This window comes from Streptomyces sp. CA-135486, assembly GCF_050936555.1.
In the GTDB taxonomy this organism is placed as follows: domain Bacteria; phylum Actinomycetota; class Actinomycetes; order Streptomycetales; family Streptomycetaceae; genus Streptomyces.
Genome location: NZ_JBNJMM010000002.1, coordinates 24,567 through 41,529, shown reverse-complemented (window position 1 = coordinate 41,529; position 16,963 = coordinate 24,567). Strand labels below are relative to the sequence as shown.

The 16,963-nt window shown below is 68.7% G+C and carries 18 protein-coding genes and 1 pseudogene; 8 read left to right on the top strand and 11 right to left on the bottom strand.

Annotation, left to right across the window (positions count from 1 at the left end):
- The first annotated feature begins 54 nt into the window (after window positions 1–54).
- A complete protein-coding gene (locus tag ACQEVG_RS19240) occupies window positions 55–1,437 on the top strand; it encodes a serine hydrolase domain-containing protein (protein ID WP_432985596.1) in 1,383 nt (460 codons plus the stop codon).
- Between the two features lie 96 nt (window positions 1,438–1,533).
- On the opposite strand, the gene ACQEVG_RS19235 is transcribed toward ACQEVG_RS19240, so the two are convergent.
- The 5 genes from ACQEVG_RS19235 to ACQEVG_RS19215 form a co-directional block, all read right to left on the bottom strand.
- The gene (locus tag ACQEVG_RS19235; protein WP_432985594.1) at window positions 1,534–2,694 is read right to left on the bottom strand and encodes a DNA glycosylase AlkZ-like family protein; all 1,161 of its coding nucleotides are present in this window, start codon (window positions 2,692–2,694) and stop codon (window positions 1,534–1,536) included.
- 15 nt (window positions 2,695–2,709) lie between these two features.
- Entirely contained in the window at window positions 2,710–3,162 is a 453-nt protein-coding gene (locus ACQEVG_RS19230) for an N-acetyltransferase family protein (RefSeq protein WP_432985592.1), read from the bottom strand.
- Window positions 3,163–3,172: 10 nt separating this feature from the next.
- Complete coding sequence (locus ACQEVG_RS19225) at window positions 3,173–3,631, bottom strand: MarR family winged helix-turn-helix transcriptional regulator (protein WP_432985590.1); 459 nt, start codon at window positions 3,629–3,631, stop codon at window positions 3,173–3,175.
- Window positions 3,632–3,742: 111 nt separating this feature from the next.
- Window positions 3,743–4,603, bottom strand: a complete 861-nt coding sequence (locus ACQEVG_RS19220) for a GNAT family N-acetyltransferase (RefSeq protein WP_432985588.1) — start codon at window positions 4,601–4,603, stop codon at window positions 3,743–3,745.
- A gap of 5 nt (window positions 4,604–4,608) precedes the next feature.
- Window positions 4,609–5,154, bottom strand: coding sequence for a DUF2269 domain-containing protein (locus tag ACQEVG_RS19215; RefSeq protein ID WP_432985586.1), 546 nt, complete (start codon window positions 5,152–5,154; stop codon window positions 4,609–4,611).
- Between the two features lie 76 nt (window positions 5,155–5,230).
- On the opposite strand from ACQEVG_RS19215, the gene ACQEVG_RS19210 reads away from it, so the two are divergent.
- A complete protein-coding gene (locus ACQEVG_RS19210) occupies window positions 5,231–5,881 on the top strand; it encodes an HAD family hydrolase (protein ID WP_432985584.1) in 651 nt (216 codons plus the stop codon).
- Between the two features lie 306 nt (window positions 5,882–6,187).
- Window positions 6,188–8,056, top strand: a complete 1,869-nt coding sequence (locus ACQEVG_RS19205) for a globin domain-containing protein (protein ID WP_432985582.1) — start codon at window positions 6,188–6,190, stop codon at window positions 8,054–8,056.
- Between the two features lie 6 nt (window positions 8,057–8,062).
- On the opposite strand, the gene ACQEVG_RS19200 is transcribed toward ACQEVG_RS19205, so the two are convergent.
- From ACQEVG_RS19200 to ACQEVG_RS19180, 5 genes are all read right to left on the bottom strand, one after another.
- Window positions 8,063–8,542 carry an NUDIX domain-containing protein gene (locus tag ACQEVG_RS19200; protein WP_432985580.1) on the bottom strand — a complete coding sequence of 160 codons (480 nt, stop codon included), beginning with the start codon at window positions 8,540–8,542 and terminating at the stop codon, window positions 8,063–8,065.
- A 52-nt stretch (window positions 8,543–8,594) separates the two neighbouring features.
- Window positions 8,595–9,485 (bottom strand): LysR family transcriptional regulator, encoded by an 891-nt coding sequence (locus tag ACQEVG_RS19195; RefSeq protein ID WP_432992737.1) that lies wholly within the window; start codon window positions 9,483–9,485, stop codon window positions 8,595–8,597.
- Window positions 9,486–9,729: 244 nt separating this feature from the next.
- Window positions 9,730–10,875, bottom strand: a complete 1,146-nt coding sequence (locus tag ACQEVG_RS19190) for a cystathionine gamma-lyase (protein WP_432985578.1) — start codon at window positions 10,873–10,875, stop codon at window positions 9,730–9,732.
- Window positions 10,872–11,324 (bottom strand): low molecular weight protein-tyrosine-phosphatase, encoded by a 453-nt coding sequence (locus ACQEVG_RS19185; protein ID WP_432985576.1) that lies wholly within the window; start codon window positions 11,322–11,324, stop codon window positions 10,872–10,874. Before ACQEVG_RS19185 ends, ACQEVG_RS19190 begins: the two co-directional genes overlap by 4 nt.
- Window positions 11,325–11,388: 64 nt before the next feature.
- On the bottom strand, window positions 11,389–11,766 hold the full coding sequence (locus ACQEVG_RS19180) for a phage holin family protein (protein WP_432985573.1): 378 nt from the start codon (window positions 11,764–11,766) through the stop codon (window positions 11,389–11,391).
- Between the two features lie 48 nt (window positions 11,767–11,814).
- Here ACQEVG_RS19180 and ACQEVG_RS19175 point away from each other — a divergent pair, with 48 nt between their 5' ends.
- From ACQEVG_RS19175 to ACQEVG_RS19160, 4 genes and pseudogenes are all read left to right on the top strand, one after another.
- Window positions 11,815–12,132: a cupin domain-containing protein gene (locus ACQEVG_RS19175; protein WP_432985571.1), complete on the top strand. Its 318-nt coding sequence runs from the start codon at window positions 11,815–11,817 to the stop codon at window positions 12,130–12,132.
- A gap of 127 nt (window positions 12,133–12,259) precedes the next feature.
- A complete protein-coding gene (locus ACQEVG_RS19170; RefSeq protein WP_432985569.1) occupies window positions 12,260–12,472 on the top strand; it encodes a DUF5326 family protein in 213 nt (70 codons plus the stop codon).
- 193 nt (window positions 12,473–12,665) lie between these two features.
- Window positions 12,666–12,944, top strand: a pseudogene (locus ACQEVG_RS19165) (helix-turn-helix domain-containing protein); the annotation flags it as partial.
- A gap of 238 nt (window positions 12,945–13,182) precedes the next feature.
- Complete coding sequence (locus ACQEVG_RS19160; protein ID WP_432985567.1) at window positions 13,183–13,617, top strand: SsgA family sporulation/cell division regulator; 435 nt, start codon at window positions 13,183–13,185, stop codon at window positions 13,615–13,617.
- Between the two features lie 51 nt (window positions 13,618–13,668).
- On the opposite strand, the gene ACQEVG_RS19155 is transcribed toward ACQEVG_RS19160, so the two are convergent.
- Window positions 13,669–14,994 (bottom strand): YibE/F family protein, encoded by a 1,326-nt coding sequence (locus tag ACQEVG_RS19155; protein WP_432985565.1) that lies wholly within the window; start codon window positions 14,992–14,994, stop codon window positions 13,669–13,671.
- Window positions 14,995–15,192: 198 nt separating this feature from the next.
- Between ACQEVG_RS19155 and thiC the strand changes: the two genes are divergently transcribed.
- Entirely contained in the window at window positions 15,193–16,959 is a 1,767-nt protein-coding gene (gene thiC / locus ACQEVG_RS19150) for a phosphomethylpyrimidine synthase ThiC (protein ID WP_432985563.1), read from the top strand.
- The last annotated feature ends 4 nt before the right edge of the window (window positions 16,960–16,963 follow it).

Below are 16,963 nucleotides of genomic sequence, written 5' to 3'. Positions count from 1 at the left end.
GTACTGCCACGAAATCAGCTCGACGTCGCCTTGGCTGCCCGATAGACCTGCCCCATGACCTCACCCTTTGAAGACCTCCTGCCCGCCACGCAGCGGGCCCTTCTGTATCGCGTCGCCGTCGCCCAGGCCGAGGGGCGCGCGCCCTCGTTCGTCGCTGCTGTGGAGCGTGAGGGGCAGCTGGTCTGGGTGGGTTCACGCAGCTCGGTCGACGGCCATGAACCGGATGCCGACACCCAGTACCGCATCGGCTCGATCACCAAGACCTTCACGGCCGTCCTGGTGCTGAGGCTCCGCGACGAGGGTCTGCTCGATCTGAACGATCCTCTGGAGAAGCACCTTCCTGGCACCGGCGTGGGGGATGTGACCATCGCTCAGCTGCTTGGTCACAGTGCAGGGCTGAGTGCGGAGACTCCGGCGCCTTGGTGGGAGCGGACGCCGGGCTCGCTCCGTCCCGGACTTGCCGATGTTCTCGGAGACCAGTCCCGGATGCATCCCGTCGGCCGCCGCCATCACTACTCCAACCCGGGCTATGCGCTGCTTGGTTCACTGATCGAGGCCCTGCGTGGAGCGTCATGGGAGAACGTTCTCCGGCGCGAGATTCTCGAGCCGCTCGCCATGCACCGCACGACTACGCAGCCCCGAGCCCCGCATGCCGGCGGCTGGGCGGTGCATCCCTGGGCCGATGTGATGCTGCCCGAGCCCTCCGAGGACCTCGGGCTGATGGCCCCGGCAGGTCAGCTCTGGTCGACGGCCGCCGACCTCTGCCGTTTCGCCGCATTTCTCGCCGAGGGCGACGACCGTGTGCTGAGTGCGGTGTCCGTGAGGGAGATGCGTACGCCCTCCGTGCCGCCCGAGGCCGGGGAGTGGGACAGCGGTTACGGCCTGGGGTTGCAGATCGTACGGAAGGACGGCCGCACGCTCGTCGGGCACACGGGTTCGCTGCCCGGCTTTGTCGCCGCGCTCTGGGTGAGCGTGGACGACGGGGTTGCCGCCGTTGCGCTCTCGAATGTCACCTCGGGGCCCCTGACGGGGACAGTTGCCGCCGATCTCGTACGGATCGTGGCCGAGGCCGAGCCACGTATCCCTGAGCCCTGGCGGCCGTTGCCGGAGGTCGACCACGAGCTGTTGGAGCTGACCGGGCCGTGGTACTGGGGGACCTACTCCTTCGGGCTGCGGCTGCTCGCCGACCGCGGCGTGGAGCTACAGTCGATGCGCGGTGGCGGCCGAGGGTCACGCTTCTCCGCGGAGGCGGATGGGACCTGGACCGGTCTTGAGGGCTACTACGCGGGGGAGACCCTGCGCGTGGTGCGTCGGGAGAACGGCTCGGTGAGCCACCTCGACCTGGGGTCCTTCGTCTTCACCCGTGAGCCGTACGAGCCGGGGACGGCCGTTCCCGGCGGCGTTGACAAGGAGGGCTGGCGCGGGCTTCAGGTGTGAAACGGACGTGATGTTTCACGTGAAACAGCCCGAGGCTGATCCCGGGCAGCCGCCAGGCCGGACCCGGACGGCCACAAGGCCGGATCTACGCAGCCATCAGGCCGTCAACTCCCGCTCCAGTGGTGTACGGAAGCGGGGCGTGATCCGGGCCTCGCCCACCCAGCCCGACAGCCGTGAGGCCTCCGCTGCGATGGCGGCGGTGGCCTCACGGCCGGGGTCGGTCAGCAGCCGCCACACGATCTCCCCGTCCGGGCGCTGTGCCCAGCCGCCGATGATCTCTCCGTTCCACCACACGGTGGGGCCGATATTGCCCGTGCGGTCGAAGAGGATCGCGCGATGGTCTGCGGCGAGATGGAGGCCGCGGCCTGCCCAGGCCATGGCGCTGGGATCGAGCGCGGGAAGCAACGCTGCCCAGGGCTCCACAGCCGGTTCGGGCGCGGTGTCGCCGGGCGCCACATAGCCTGCGCCTTCATCGAGCTGGACCTCCTCCGCAGCCACGGCAGCCAGCGCCTTACGTACGTCGCCGAGAGTCCAGCCCGTCCACCACTTGAGGTCGGCCTCGGTGGCGGGCCCGTACGAGAGCAGCCAGCGGCGAGCAAGCGCGGCCCGCGCCTCGGCAGCCGGCAGGGCCGGCCAGGGGCCGCCGGCCGTCCAGCGGAACTGGCTGGAGGTCCAGGAGCCGCGTGGCCGGTCCCGCCGGATGCGGCCGTCGGCGGCGAGCAGTCGGATGACACGGGTGGCGACGCCCTGCACCGTTTCGTACTTCTTGCCGGGGAAGACAGTGATCTTCGTCTTCAGGGCCGGGACGTCGGCGGAGAGCTGCGTGCCGGTCGCGGAGCCACGGGTGACGAGGGCGGCCAGCACCGCCTCCTCGGCCTCCGCGAGCCACTTCTCGTCCAGCCCGTTCGCCTCCTCCGCCAGGTGGTCGACGAGTGTTCTGCGCTCCTTGACTGCCATGGCGCGCGCGGTGGAGGCGTCGACATACGGCGCGAGTTCGGCTGAGACGACAAAGAGCGTGTGCCGCATGGAGAGGAGCCGTACCAGCGTCACGTCCTCGTACAGGGCCTGTTCCACCGCCGCGACGCTCGGCTTGGTGAGACGGGCGCAGGCGGAGAGAAAGACCGTGGCGGCGTCGGTGGCATGCAGCGCGACGACCGCGTCGGCGGCGGCCACCGGTGAGTCCGCCCGTACGGACGGGGCGAGCAGATGGCGGCGACCGAGCCGGATGCGGCGCTGCGCGTCACTGATCCGGAGCACGGTGAACTCCCTTGGTCAGAGCTGCAGTTTAAAACCCACGTGGGAGGGCTCGAAGCCGAGGCGCTCGTAGAAGCGACGGGCGTCGGCGCGGGATGCGTCCGAAGTCAGCTGAACCAACTGGCAGTCCTGGCGGCGGGATTCGTCTACAGCCCATTCGATGAGCCGGGTGCCCAGTCCGCTGCCGCGCTCGTCGGCGTGGATCCGTACGCCTTCGATGATCGAGCGGGTGGAGCCGCGCCGGGACAGTCCGGGGATGATCGTGAGCTGAAGAGTTCCCACCACCCGGTCCTCGCGTACGGCGACCGCCTGAATCTGGTTCGGATCCCGGGCCAGGCGCTCGAAGGCCGCGGTGTACGGGGTGAGGTCGTCCGGCGACTCGCGCTGGGCGCCCAGCGGGTCGTCGGCGAGCATCGCCACGATCGCCGGAATGTCGTCGAGTACAGCGGGCCGTATCTCCAGATCGTTCATGATCCGCAGATTACGCGGGGACCCGCAGTTCCTCGACCGTCCTGACCAGGGGAGCCAGGTCGGGGTTCTTGGCGGCTTCGTCGAGAGCCTCGCGCAGCGCCGAGTCGTTGGTGGGGCGGGCTTCGGCGAGCAGAGCCAGGCCGGACCCGGTGACATCTGTGTAGATGCCGCGGCGGTCGGTGTCGCAGAGATTGTGGGTCAGCAGACCGCGGTCCTCGAGGCGGGTGACGAGGCGGGTGGTGGCGCTCTGGCTGAGGACGACGGCGTCGGCCACCTGCTTCATCTGCAGATATCCGCCCGGGCCGCTGTGCTGGCGGCTGAGGACGTCGAGGAGTGAGTACTCGCGCATGCTCAGGCCGTGCTTGCTCTCAAGGGCACGCTCGATGTGCGCCTCGATCTTTCCGTGGAGCAGGGAGAGGGCGCACCAGCTCTGGGAGAGCGCGGTGGGCGCGGCGTCGGCCGCGGTCATGTGTCTTCCTCCTCCGTGCCTGAGCGGCTCCTGCCCAGGATAGACGGCAGGTGCAATATCCCGCGCTTGCAAATATTCCGGGCTCCACGGCTCGCCCGGCTCCTCTGGGGGTCAGCCCGCAGCGACCGACAGCGGAGCGAAGCGGCGGGTCCAGTCGCCGGGGAGGTCCGGGATGCCGCAGGTCATCACCGCATTGAAGGCGACCGTCTCCAGACCGCGTTCCTTCAGCCAGGCGATCAGTTCCTCGTGGCGCACATCGATGTCCGTACGGAGCGGCCGGTCCGTGCCTGCCGCCAAGGAGGTGATCAGGGCCTTCGCCGTCTCCAGGTCCCGGGCGATCAGCGGGCCGATGACATGAGTCTCCATGTTCGGCCAGGCCGCCGCGTATCCCGTCAGTGCGCCGTCCTGTTCCGCCACCCGCAGTTGGTCGGCGAAGGCCGGCAGACGCGTGATCATGTGGGTGCGGTCGAGGCCGAAGACATCGGTGTCCAGGCGCAGTATGGCCGCGAGGTCATCGGCGGTCGCCGGTCGAGTGGTCACCGCCGCCTCGGGGTCATGGTTCTCGGCTTGGAAGTGGCCCCGGACCATCTCGGCGCGGCCGACGTTCACAAAGCCCAGCTGCTCATAGAGCGGCTGCCCGTATGGGGTGGCGTGCAAGGTGAGCGGGGTGTCTCCGGCCGCTGCCAGCACATACGTCATCAGACGGCGTCCGATGCCCTGGCGGGCGTACCGCTCGGCGACAAGCACCATCCCGATCGCGGCGAGCCCGTCGCCGTACGACGTCAGTACGCAAGCGGTCACCAGTCCCTTGCCTGCCGGGTCGTCGATCCCGTACCCCGTCCCCGCTGCGAGCAGCAGGCCCCATTTGTGCTCCTCGCGCGGCCACCCGCGGTCCTCGGAGAGGTCGGCGCAGGCAATGAGGTCGTCCGTGGTCAGACGGCGAATGGGCAGCTCGGGGAGCGGAGTCGACATAGTGGTCAGGCTGTCGGACGCAGTGATCGTTCGTCCAGTGCTTTCCGAGAAGTGGTCAACAGACGCATTCGCCTACCGCGCCGTGTCAGACCCCATGGCTTGAGCACGGAGATGACGGTCATGAAGAGATACGCGCTGAAGGAGACGGCCGGTCCCATCACCAGGTCGAGAGGGTCGGCCGGTGGGGACCCCGAGGCGACGGTTTCGACCGCGGCATTGACGCCCGGGCGGAGCGCGAGGATCGACGCGCTGATGGTGACAAGGGTCAGCCAGAACTTCGTAAAGACCCAGTGGTGCCTGGCGAGGCCCCACTTCGTACCGAGCGAGAGAACGAGGCCACTCAGCAGGGTCAGTAGCGCGACGGGGATCACCAGCCAGTCGGTGAACACCTTCATCGAGCGGCAGGCAGCCTCGATCTTGGGCGCGGATTCCGTGGTGACTGCGGTGAGGGCCAGCGCGAGCAGGCCGAGGGTAAGCCCGAGCCAGGCGGCGGACGCGGCGACATGGACGACGAGGAGAGCCCGGCGAGCGGGGCGCTTGAGTGGTTTCACGTGAAACACCGTGCCGGGAAGCGAGTCGTATCGCGTCTGACAGCGGGAGTAGTCCCGGGTACTAACCTCGGCGTACATGGCGGACAAGGAGAGAACGCGCAGGCTCCACATCTTCGATCTCGATGGCACGTTGATTCGCGGGTCAGCTGCGGCGGTGGAGATATCCCGGCAGCTCGGGCTGCTGGAAGAGATCGGTGAGCTGGAGCGGGAGTTGATCGCACGCCGGATCGGGCCGCCGGAGTATGCCGAGCGGGTGCACGCTCTGTGGAGCGATCTCACCGAGGCGCATGTTGTGGCGGCCTTCGAGGCGGCACCCTGGCTCGCCGGCATCCAGGAGGTGTGGCAGGAGATCCGCGAGGGCGGGGACTACTGCGCCGTCATATCGCTCTCACCCTCCTTCTTCGTGGAGCGGCTGCTGAGCTGGGGAGCTCATGCGGCGCACGGCTCGCGCTTTCCCGACCTGCCGTTCACCCAGCCAGTCGACCCGTCGGGCATTCTCAACGCGGCAGCGAAGGTGAAGATCGCGGACCGGCTCTGTGCAGAGTTCGGGGTGACTCTGGACAGATGCGTTGCATACGGTGATTCCATGTCCGACGCGGAGATCTTCGCGGTAGTGCCCACAACGGTAGCGATGAATGCCGATCACCATCTGTCCGGACTGGCCACACACACCTATACGGGGGGCGATCTGCGCGAGGCCTATGAACAGGTGCGATTCCGCAGGTAGTTCACGAGCCCGGGGTGGCACGGAAGACCCGGAACATGGACACGGGGGCAATGAAGCCTAACGGGAAAGCGGGTTCGGATGCCCGGACTTTCCGCTCTTTGTCCCCCGTGATGGCAGTGCCTGGCATGCTGCGACGACGGGCGCTGCGGGCAATGTCACATTCCGGACTCGGACGCCCCGGTTCGGTGCGCGGCCGAGGTTAGTGTGGCTGGCAGTAGTCCTGAGGCAGAGCGGGGAATTGAGGCACGTTCCGATTTCAGCGGAAGTGCGTGGACCGACCGAAAGATGTTCGAGGCGAGGCAGACAATGGACGCTCCGACCACCACGTCGGCCGACAACGGCACTTCAGGGGAGAACGGCGGGGGCGGATGGTTCACCCCTCGAAAGACGCCGGTCCAGGGCAGGCCCGCCCCCGGTGAGGGGGCTTCCACGGGTGACGCCGGGCAGGAACGAATAGCCGCGCAGAGGCGTCCCGTCGCCTCCATACGGCCGGTGGGCTCCGAGGGGTCTCGGCCCGGCCCGCCGCCGGCGAGGGAGGCACCGGGAACCGCCGAGGAGGGCGCACCGGACACCTCGATGGACCAGGCTCTCGTCGACGACCTCCCGGCAGATGACATTCCGGCCGAGCATGCGCCGGCCGAGCAGGCCCCCGACGACCCGGCCGGGGGAGCCCACGCCGGGCACACGGCGCACGGGGCCGCCGATCCCTCCACGGACCCGAGAGCCCGCGAGAGAGATGCGGAGCCCCGGGGCCCGAGCCCCCGCGAGGCCGCGCACCCCGCCGGGGCTCCTCGGCACCGTGAGGCGGCCTGGCCCCCGGAAGCCGCAGGGCGGCTGCATATGGCAGACCGGCCCCACGAGACCCCTCACCACGCCGCTGCACCGCAGCGAGCCGCTGCCTCGCACAACCCCGCCGCGTCCCACGAGGCCGCGGCGCCTCGCGAAGCCACCGGGCCGAGCGCCCCCACGCACAACGACACTCCCTTCCACCCCGAGGCTCCCGCCCGCCACGAGGCTCCGGTCCACCCCGAGGCCACCGCCCGCCACGAACCCGCCGCGGACGACGCGTCCCCCGACGCCATCCTCATCCGCCGCACCATGGCGGAGATCGCGCCCGTCGCGGACAAGGTCACGTCGTACTTCTACGCCCTGCTCTTCGTTCGTCACCCCGAGCTGCGTGGCCTCTTCCCCGCGGCCATGGACGCCCAGCGCGACCGGCTCCTCAAGGCCCTGCTCACCGCCGCCGAGCACATGGACAACGCGGCCGTGCTCACCGACTACCTCCAGCACCTGGGCCGCGGCCACCGCAAGTACGGCACCCAGCCCGCGCACTATCCCGCCGTCGGCGAGGCCCTGATCGGCGCGCTGACCCGGTACGCAACGAGTACCTGGGGCGAGGAGACCGAGGCCGCCTGGGTGCGGACATACACCACCATCTCCCAGATCATGATCGACGCGGCGGCCGAGAACGAGCGGCACGCGCCCGCCTGGTGGCACGGCGAGGTGGTCTCGCACGACCTCAGGACCCCCGACATCGCCATCATCACGGTCCGCCCCGACCAGCCGTACTCCTTCCTGGCGGGCCAGTACACGAGCCTGGAGACGCCCTGGTGGCCGCGGATCTGGCGGCACTACTCCTTCGCCGGGGCACCTCGCTCCGACGGTCTGCTCTCTTTCCACGTCAAAGCGGTCCCGGCAGGCTGGGTCTCCAATGCCCTCGTCCACCATGCCCGCCCCGGCGACGTCCTGCGCCTCGGGCCGCCCGCGGGCTCGATGACCGTCGACCACACCACCGACAACGGCCTGCTCTGTCTGGGCGGCGGAACCGGTATCGCGCCCATCAAGGCGCTGGTCGAGGATGTCGCCGAGCACGGTGCGCGGCGACAGGTGGAGGTCTTCTACGGGGCGCGCACCGACTACGACCTCTATGACATCGACACCATGCTGCGGCTCCAGCAGACGCACCCCTGGCTGTCGGTCCGGCCGGTGGTCGACGGCCGTTCGCAGTTCCCCGACGCCGTGCGTGAGTACGGCCCCTGGTACGAGTACGACGCGTATCTCTCCGGCCCGCCCGGCATGATCCGCAGCAGTGTGGACGCACTGCGCGGCATCGGCATCCCGTTCGACAGGATCCGCCACGACTCACTCGAAGAGCTGGTGGCAGCGGGGGACTAGCGGGGATCAGCCCAGGTCGGGGGCGTGCATCGCGCGTACGCCCTCGATATTGCCGTCCAGATAGTGCCGCAGCGACAGCGGTACGAGATGGACGGCGGCGATCCCGACCCGGCTGAACGGCACCCGTACGATCTCGTACTCCCCGCAGGGCTCGTCGATCTCTGGGCCGTGCCGGCGCGAGAGGTCCATGGACTCGAGGCGGCAGACGAAGAAGTGCTGCACCTTCACCCCCGTCACACCTCCGTCCGCGATGTGCTCGACGGTGTCGACGAAGCAGGGCACCACATCGGTGATCTTGGCGCCGAGCTCCTCGTCCACCTCCCGGTGGAGTGCGTCGACGACGGTGGCGTCCTCGGGCTCGACCCCGCCGCCCGGCGTCACCCAGTACGGATCGACGCCGGGTTTGGTGCGCTTGATGAGGACGAGGTCGTCTCCGTCGAGCAGGATGGCGCGTGCGGTGCGCTTGACCACGGGCCGTTCGGTCATGGCTAGAAAATGGCCCGCGACGCCCGTTCTGAAACTCCTGCCCACCGGGCGATCACCAGTCGACGGCAGCGCGCAGCAGCCACTCGTGCGCCCGCGCGATGTGCGGAAGGGCGAGTGTGCCGGTCCGTACGGCGAGAAAGTACGTACGCAGTGGGGGCACCGGAGGATCGAGGAGCGGTACGACCCGCCCGCCCCGGATGGCCTCCTCGCACAGATAGCGCGGAAGCACTGCGAGCCCCGCGCCCGAGGCCGCGGTCTCCAGGACCGCTCTGAGGTCGGGGACGATGACGGCGCCCGCGGCGGCCGGACGGGAGTCGAAGACGGCGGACCAGTACCGCGAGACCAGTGGCAGGGACTCATGGACCTCCACCACGGGCAGCTGCTCCAGCACCACATGCCCGCCGCGCAGCACTCCAGGACTCAGCCGGGCCGCCCAGCGCGGCGAGGCCACCAGTACATGCTCCTCGTCGCAGAGCGGAGTCGACGTGAGCAGTCCGCCGCGCGGCCTGGCGGTGGTGATGGCCAGATCGTGGTGTCCGGCGGCGAGCCCTTCCAGGGTCTCCTCGGCGTTTTTGAAAGAGGCCCGGAGGGTGAGCCCCTGCGAAATCAGCGGAGTGAGGGCGGGCAGGGCGCGTAATGAGGTGAACTCGGGAGGCCCCGCGAGATGCAGGGTCCGTACGCCCGATTCCTCGTCAAGGCCGGTCTCGGCGATCTCCACCAGGGCATCCAGATGGGGGGCTGCCCGGTGCGCGAGTTCGTCCCCGATGGTCGTGGGGGTCACTCCGCGGGCCTGGCGCAGAAACAGCGGCCGCCCCAACTGCCGCTCCAGCGTACGGATCTGGCCGGTCACCGCGGGCTGGGAGAGCCCGAGCAGCGCCGCGGCGCGGGTGAAGGAGCCGGCCCGGTGCACCGTGACGAATGTGCGCAACAGGGCCAGATCCATGCCAAGCCCCTCCCGGCCGACGATGTCCACGGACCCGGACAACTATAAATAAGTCGATAGGCCGCTGTCGCTACTGTGATTGGACACTGACGCACAGTCAACTAGCCTTGTTCACGCGGTTCTTCGCGCGCGGAACCGGGGCGGTCCGAGCCATGAGGGGGGAGGCTCGGACCGCTCGTTTGCGGTAGGTGCCGCTCACGCCCGGGCGTACCCCGGCGTACGCCCCCCGGCCCACCGAACGCCCCTAACGCTTCGCCTCGTCCAGCGCCCGCAGCACATCCGCCACGAGGTCCGCCGCGTCCTCGGCGCCCGCCGAGAAGCGGATGAAGCCCTCGGGAACGGCGTCGCCGCCCCAGCGCCCGCGGCGTTCCGCGGTGGAGCGCACCCCGCCGAAGCTCGTCGCGTCGTCCACCAGCCGCAGAGCGCCCAGGAATCGTTCCGCGTGCCCGCGATCGGGCAGCACGAACGAGACCACGCAGCCGAAACGCCACATCTGCTGCGAGGCGATCCTGTACGAGGCATCCGTCGGCAGGCCGGGGTAGCGCAGCCCGGTCACCTCGCCGCGCCCGCCCAGCGCCTGCGCGAGCGCCAGCGCATTCGCGCACTGCCGCTCGATCCGCAGCTGCAGCGTGGCCAGCGAGCGATGTGCGAGCCATGCCTCCATCGGGCCCGGAATCGCCCCGACGACCTTGCGCCAGCCCCGTACACCTGCCGCCAACTGCGGATCGCGGCAGGTCACATGGCCGAGCAGGATGTCGCCGTGGCCCGTCATGCCCTTGGTGTCGCTGGCCACCGAGAAGTCGGCGCCCAGCTCCAGCGGGCGCTGCCCGAGCGGGGTCGCGAGGGTGTTGTCGACCGCGACCAGCGCGCCGGCCGCGTGCGCCGCCTCGGCCAGCCGTCGCACGTCGCACACATCGAGCCCCGGATTGGACGGCGTCTCGATCCACAGCAGCCGCGCCCCGTCCAGTACGGACAGATGTGCGTCGTTGCCGGTCGGCGCGGTCCTGACCTCGACGCCGTACGCCTCGAGCCGTTCGCGCAGGAGCGGCAGCGCCTGATAGCCATCGTCCGGCAGGACCACCGCGTCCCCGGCCTTCAGCTGGGAGAAGAGCACGGCCGAGACCGCCGCCATTCCCGAGGCGAAGACCGTGGTCTCGACGGGCTCACCGGGTGCCTCCAGCTCGCCGATCGCCCGCTCCAGATGGGTCCACGTCGGGTTGGTGTCACGGCCGTAGGTGTACGGCCCGGTGGGCTCGCCGGACAGATGGAAGTGGGCCGCGAAGACCGGTCCCGGCAGGGCCGGTTCGTACTGCTGCGGCTCGGGCAGCCCCGCCCGCACCGCCCTCGTACCGTCGCCGGCGCTGACGCCGGCACCGCTCACGCCGCTCATGCCGCCTGCTCCTCCACTGCTGTACGTACGGCGTCGAGCAGACCCTCGCTCGCCGCCTCCACCATCGCCAGGCACTCCTCGAAACCGCTCATACTGCCGTAATACGGATCCGGAACATCCAGCTCCCCGGCCGCCGGGTCGGGCGAGGGGCGGTCGTACGACCGCAGCAGCCGCACCTTCGCGGCGTCGGTTGCCGTCGGCGCGAGCTGCCGAAGCTCCCGCGCATGCCCCTCGTCCAGGGCTATCACCAGATCGAGGAGCGGGAACCAGGCGGCCCGGAAGTGCCGTGCGCTGTGCTCCGATTCATAGCCATGCGCCTCCAGGACGGCGACGGTGCGCCGGTCGGCGCCGTCGCCCTCGTGCCGTGCCCGGGTGCCGGCGCTGTCCACCTCGACCACCTCGCCGAGTCCGGCCTCCGCCACTCGCACGCGGAAGACGGACTCGGCCATGGGTGAGCGGCAGATGTTGCCGGTACACACGAAGCAGACGCGATACGCAGACCTCACGAGGTGTTCAGTCCTTGTCCGGGAGGGCGACGTTCAGCGCCCACGAAACGACGGAGATGATCAGGCCGCCGAGCACGGCAGTGCCGAAGCCTTCGACATGGAAGTTCAGATCGAGCTTGTCGGCCAGCCAGGAGGTCAGCAGCAGCATCAGTGCGTTGATGACCAGCGTGATCAGACCGAGGGTGAGTATGAACAGCGGCAGTGTCAGCAGCTTCACCACGGGCTTGACGATGAAGTTGACCACGCCGAAGAGCAGTGCCACCAGGACCAGGGTCAGCGCCTTTTTGCCGGTGCTGTCGCCGGTCAGGGTGATGTCCTGCAGCAGCCAGATGGCCACCAGAAGGGCCGCCGCATTGGCGACCGTCTTGACTACGAAATTCATCATGTGTCTGATCGTGACAGACGTGATCGGGACAAGGCAGGGGCGTACAGGATGAAGGCATTCCGGCTGGACGATCTGGAGGCGGAGCGTGCCGCCAACGACGGGGCATATCTGCAGTTCCTTCGCGAGCGGAACATGTCGGTCGGGCTCTACGCACTGGACGCCGGCGAGCTGGACCCTCAGTTGCCCCACCGCCAGGACGAGGTCTACTTCGTCGTCAGCGGCCGCGCCTCCATCACGGTGGGAACGGAGACCACCCAGGTCGGGCGCGGCAGCGTGGTCTATGTCCCGGCCGGAGCGCCCCACAAGTTCCATCACATCACCGAGGATCTGCGGGTCATGGTGGTCTTCTCTCCGCCTGAGAGCTGACCGGGAACCCCGCCGTTCCCTAGGGGTTCAGTCAGGGGAGATCAAGGGCTCGCGGGCCCCGCCCACCGCCCCCTGACGCCTAGCATCGAGGGCAGGAACCCAGCGAAACGAGGTAAGGACAATGGCTGTGCGGGAAGTATTCACGGGGATGCCGTGGTGGGTGAAGTGGGTCGCCGTGCCCGTCATCGCCCTTGTCGTATTCGGCGGGCTGATCGCAAGCGTTGTCGGCTTTGTGATTCTGCTCCTCTTCAAGGTTCTGGTGTTCGTCGCCCTCGTCGGCGGACTCATCTTTGTCGTACGGAAGTTCATGTCGTCATCGAGCTCGAGCAGCGACTGGTAGTCCGCGCCCGGACGGGCGTTAGCCCAGCCGGGGGAACGCTCCGACAAACCCCCGGTCCCGCACAGGGGAGGCCCATACAGTGACAATCCGCTGCCGCCCCTGGGAAAACTGCCCCTGGGGAAATCCGTGCGGCGGCCCTCGGGGGCGGCCCCCGCGGGGCGAGTTGCCCGTCACCACGCCTTGGGGGTGCCCTATGGCCACGGCTACGGCTACGAATGTTCCTTCCCCGACCCTGATCTGTTCGGTGCAGCGGGCGCTGAGACTGCTGGAGGCCGCGGGGTCGCATCCCGACGGAGCCCCCGCAAAACAGCTGGCCCGCCAGGCGGGGCTCCCGCTTCCCACCGCGTACCACCTGCTGCGCACCCTGACGCACGAGGACTATCTGCGCCGCGAGAAGGGCGTGTTCGTCCTCGGCGACGCGGTCGCGCGGCTCGCCTTCGGCGGCTCTCGCAACAGTCCCCGCAGCGAGCTTCAGGACATTTCCCCCTCTTAACCAGCAAGAACGACTGCTTCCCGCCGTCGATCAGCTGCACAAAGCCGTGGAGGGGCTGCTCAACTCCCTTGTGTTCTCTATCAGTATCTGAAAAATCACTCCTTGTGATCACCTAGTGCTTACTGGACGATTGCGTCAAGAGGGCCATGGGGGCTCATTCCTGGCCGTTTTGAGCCGAGTTATGTGTTCAGTGCCTGATCCAATGTGGGGTTATAAGATGCGCGAGTCGGTCCAGGCCGAGGTCCTGATGAACTTCCTTGTCTCCGAGGAGCTCTCATTCCGGATCCCGGTGGAGCTCCGATACGAGACGGGGGATCCATTCGCGGTGCGGATGACCTTCCATCTGCCTGGAGATGCCCCGGTGACCTGGGCCTTCGGGCGGGAGTTGCTGCTGGACGGGATCAACGGGCCGAGCGGGGACGGCGATGTGCGCATCGCGCCGACCGGGGCCGAGGGGCTTTCGGACATCGTCATCCAGCTCCAGGTCGGTTGCGACCGGGCGCGGTTCCGGGTGGGCGTGGCGCCGCTCGTGGCTTTCCTCGACCGCACCGACAAGCTGGTGCCCCTGGGACAGGAGCGCACGTTCGGTGACTTCGAGGTCAGTCTCGAGGATGCGCTCGGCCGCATCTTCGCCGAGGAGAACGCCGGCTGAGTCCGCAGCCCGCGTGCTTCGTCCCGTGCCCCACGTAGCGCCCTTGGCGGGCTACCTCTTGCGGCGACGGCCCCTGCCGCCCCGCACCGGCGATCTGCCGGCCTTCTCGGACGCCCCCGGCCGGTCGGCGGAGACCACCAGCCCCGCGAGCGCGGTGGTCACCGGCACCGAGGCGACCAGGCCGATCGACCCCACCAGCATCCGTACGATCTCCTCCGCCACCAGCTCACTGTTGGCCACCGTCCCCACGCTGCTCTGCGCGATCGAGAAGAGCAGCAGCAGCGGCAACGCCGCGCCCGCGTAAGCCAGTACGAGCGTGTTGACGACGGAGGCGATGTGGTCCTGGCCGATCCGCATACCGGCCCGGTAGAGCCCTCGCGGGCCCATGTCCGGGTCCGCCTGGTGCAGTTCCCACACCGCCGAGGTCTGGGTCACCGTCACGTCGTCGAGCACGCCGAGCGAGCCGATGATGATGCCGGCGAGCAGCAGACCGCTCATGTCGATGTTCGGATACAGGCCGTGGATCAGGCCGGTGTTGTCGTCGGTGTTGCCGGTCAGGCTCGCCCAGCCGATGAAGAGCGAGCCGAGCAGTCCGGTCAGCAGCAGCGAGACCAGTGTGCCGAGGACCGCGACCGAGGTGCGTGCGGTGAGGCCGTGGCACAAATAGAGCGCGATCAGCATGATCGCGCTGCCCCCGACCACCGCGACGATCAGCGGATTGGAGCCCTGCAGGATCGCGGGCAGGATGAACAGCGTCAGGACGGCGAAGGAGGCGGCGAGCGCGATCAGAGCCATCACGCCGCGCATCCGCCCCACCAGCACCACGGTGACTGCGAAGATCCCGGCCAGCAGCGCCATCGGGAACTTCCGGTCCACATCGGTCACGGAGTACTGCAGATCGCGGGGCGCGTCGGGAGCGTACGCCACCACCACGCCCTGGCCCTCGCTCAACTGCCGTGACGAGTCCGGCTGGATGATCTCGGTGAAGGTGCGGCCCTTGTCCTTGCCGGTGGTGACCTCGATCGTCGCCTTCTTGCAGCTGCCCTTCTGGGAATTGACCGCCTCACGTCCCTCCGGCGTGGATGTGTCACCGGTCGGCGGGACCGCGACGTTCACGTCCTTGCAGTTGACCTTCTCGACCTGCGTGACCTTGCCCTGCTCGGTCTGCCGGTCGAAGCCGACGCCCGTGCGCTCATGGCCGGGGGCGCCGCCCGGCCAGAGCACGACCAGCCCCACGACGACCGCGGCGGCGAAAGGAATCAGCACCGCGGCGATGACCCTGCGGAGGTGCAGCGAGACGGGCGCGGCGGGCCCATGGCTGTGGGAATGGCCATGGGACTCGGGCGGCTGCGGCGATGAGGTCGGCGATGCTGTCACCGACCGATCATCGCAAGAACGAGATGGCCCCTCTGTTCAGCACGCCAGAAATGACGCTAGCGTGGTGGCACCTTTGCACACGCGGGAGCTCGGAGCACCGGGCTGAGAGGGCGCTGACCTCCGTACGAGACGTACGGAAGCCGCTGCGTCGACCGCCGAACCTGTTACCGGGTAATGCCGGCGTAGGGAGTAGGTCTCATGACCGTTCAGGATGCACGCACGCCTGCCACCAGCCAGGACGAGCGCAAGCCGGGCTGGCACAAGGGGTACGTCGAGGGCTCGCGCCCCGACCTCCGGGTGCCGGTCCGCCAGGTGCACCTCACCAACGGCAAGGACGTGACGCTGTACGACACGTCCGGTCCGTACACCGACCCGAGCGTCGAGACCGACGTCCGCCGCGGTCTGGCGCCGCTGCGGGAGAACTGGATCGTCGGCCGCGGCGACACCGAGGAATACGCGGGCCGCCCGGTCCGCCCCGAGGACGACGGGATCAAGCACACCTCGCCGCGGGGCGGTCTGCGCAACCTCGACGCGGTCTTCCCCGGCCGCCCGCGGCAGCCCCGCCGGGGCCGCGCCGGGCAGGCGGTGACGCAGCTCGCGTACGCCCGACGTGGCGAGATCACGCCGGAGATGGAGTACGTCGCCATCCGCGAGAACGTCTCCGCCGAGGTCGTACGTGAGGAGATCGCCGCAGGCCGTGCGGTCCTGCCCGCCAACGTCAACCACCCGGAGATCGAGCCGATGATCATCGGCAAGAGGTTCCTGGTGAAGGTCAACGCCAACATCGGCAACTCCGCGGTCACCTCCTCCATCGAGGAGGAGGTGGAGAAGATGACCTGGGCGACCCGCTGGGGCGCGGACACCGTCATGGACCTCTCCACCGGCCGCAACATCCACACCACCCGCGAGTGGGTGCTGCGCAACTCCCCCGTGCCGATCGGCACCGTGCCGCTCTACCAGGCGCTGGAGAAGGTCGACGGCAAGGCCGAGGAACTGACCTGGGAGATCTACAAGGACACGGTCATCGAGCAGGCCGAGCAGGGCGTGGACTACATGACGGTCCACGCGGGCGTGCGGCTGCCGTACGTTCCGCTGACGGCCAACCGCAAGACCGGCATCGTCTCGCGCGGCGGCTCGATCATGGCGGCCTGGTGCCTGGCGCACCACAAGGAGTCGTTCCTGTACGAGAACTTCGAGGAGCTCTGCGAGATTCTCGCCTCGTACGACGTGACGTACTCCCTCGGTGACGGACTGCGGCCCGGCTCGATCGCGGACGCCAACGACGAGGCGCAGTTCGCGGAGTTGCGCACGCTCGGGGAACTCAACACGATCGCCAAGCGTTTCCATGTGCAGACGATGATCGAAGGCCCCGGCCACGTCCCGATGCACAAGATCAAGGAGAACATCGACCTCCAGCAGGAGATCTGCGAGGAGGCCCCCTTCTATACGCTCGGCCCGCTCACCACGGACGTGGCCCCGGCGTATGACCACATCACCTCCGGCATCGGGGCGGCCATGATCGCCTGGTGGGGCACGGCAATGCTCTGCTACGTGACGCCCAAGGAGCACCTGGGCCTGCCCAACCGCGACGACGTGAAGACCGGCGTCATCACCTACAAGATCGCGGCACATGCTGCCGACCTCGCCAAGGGCCACCCGGGCGCGCAGGAGTGGGACGACGCGCTGTCCGACGCGCGCTTCGAGTTCCGGTGGGAGGACCAGTTCAATCTGGCCCTCGACCCGGACACGGCACGGGAGTTCCACGACGAGACGCTGCCGGCCGAGCCGGCGAAGACCGCGCACTTCTGCTCGATGTGCGGCCCGAAGTTCTGCAGCATGAAGATCTCGCAGGACATCCGGCGGCAGCACGGCGGCTCGCAGCAGGACATCGAGGACGGCATGGCGGAGAAGTCCAAGGAGTTCGCCGCCGCGGGCAACCGTGTCTATCTGCCGATCGCGGAGTGACCTT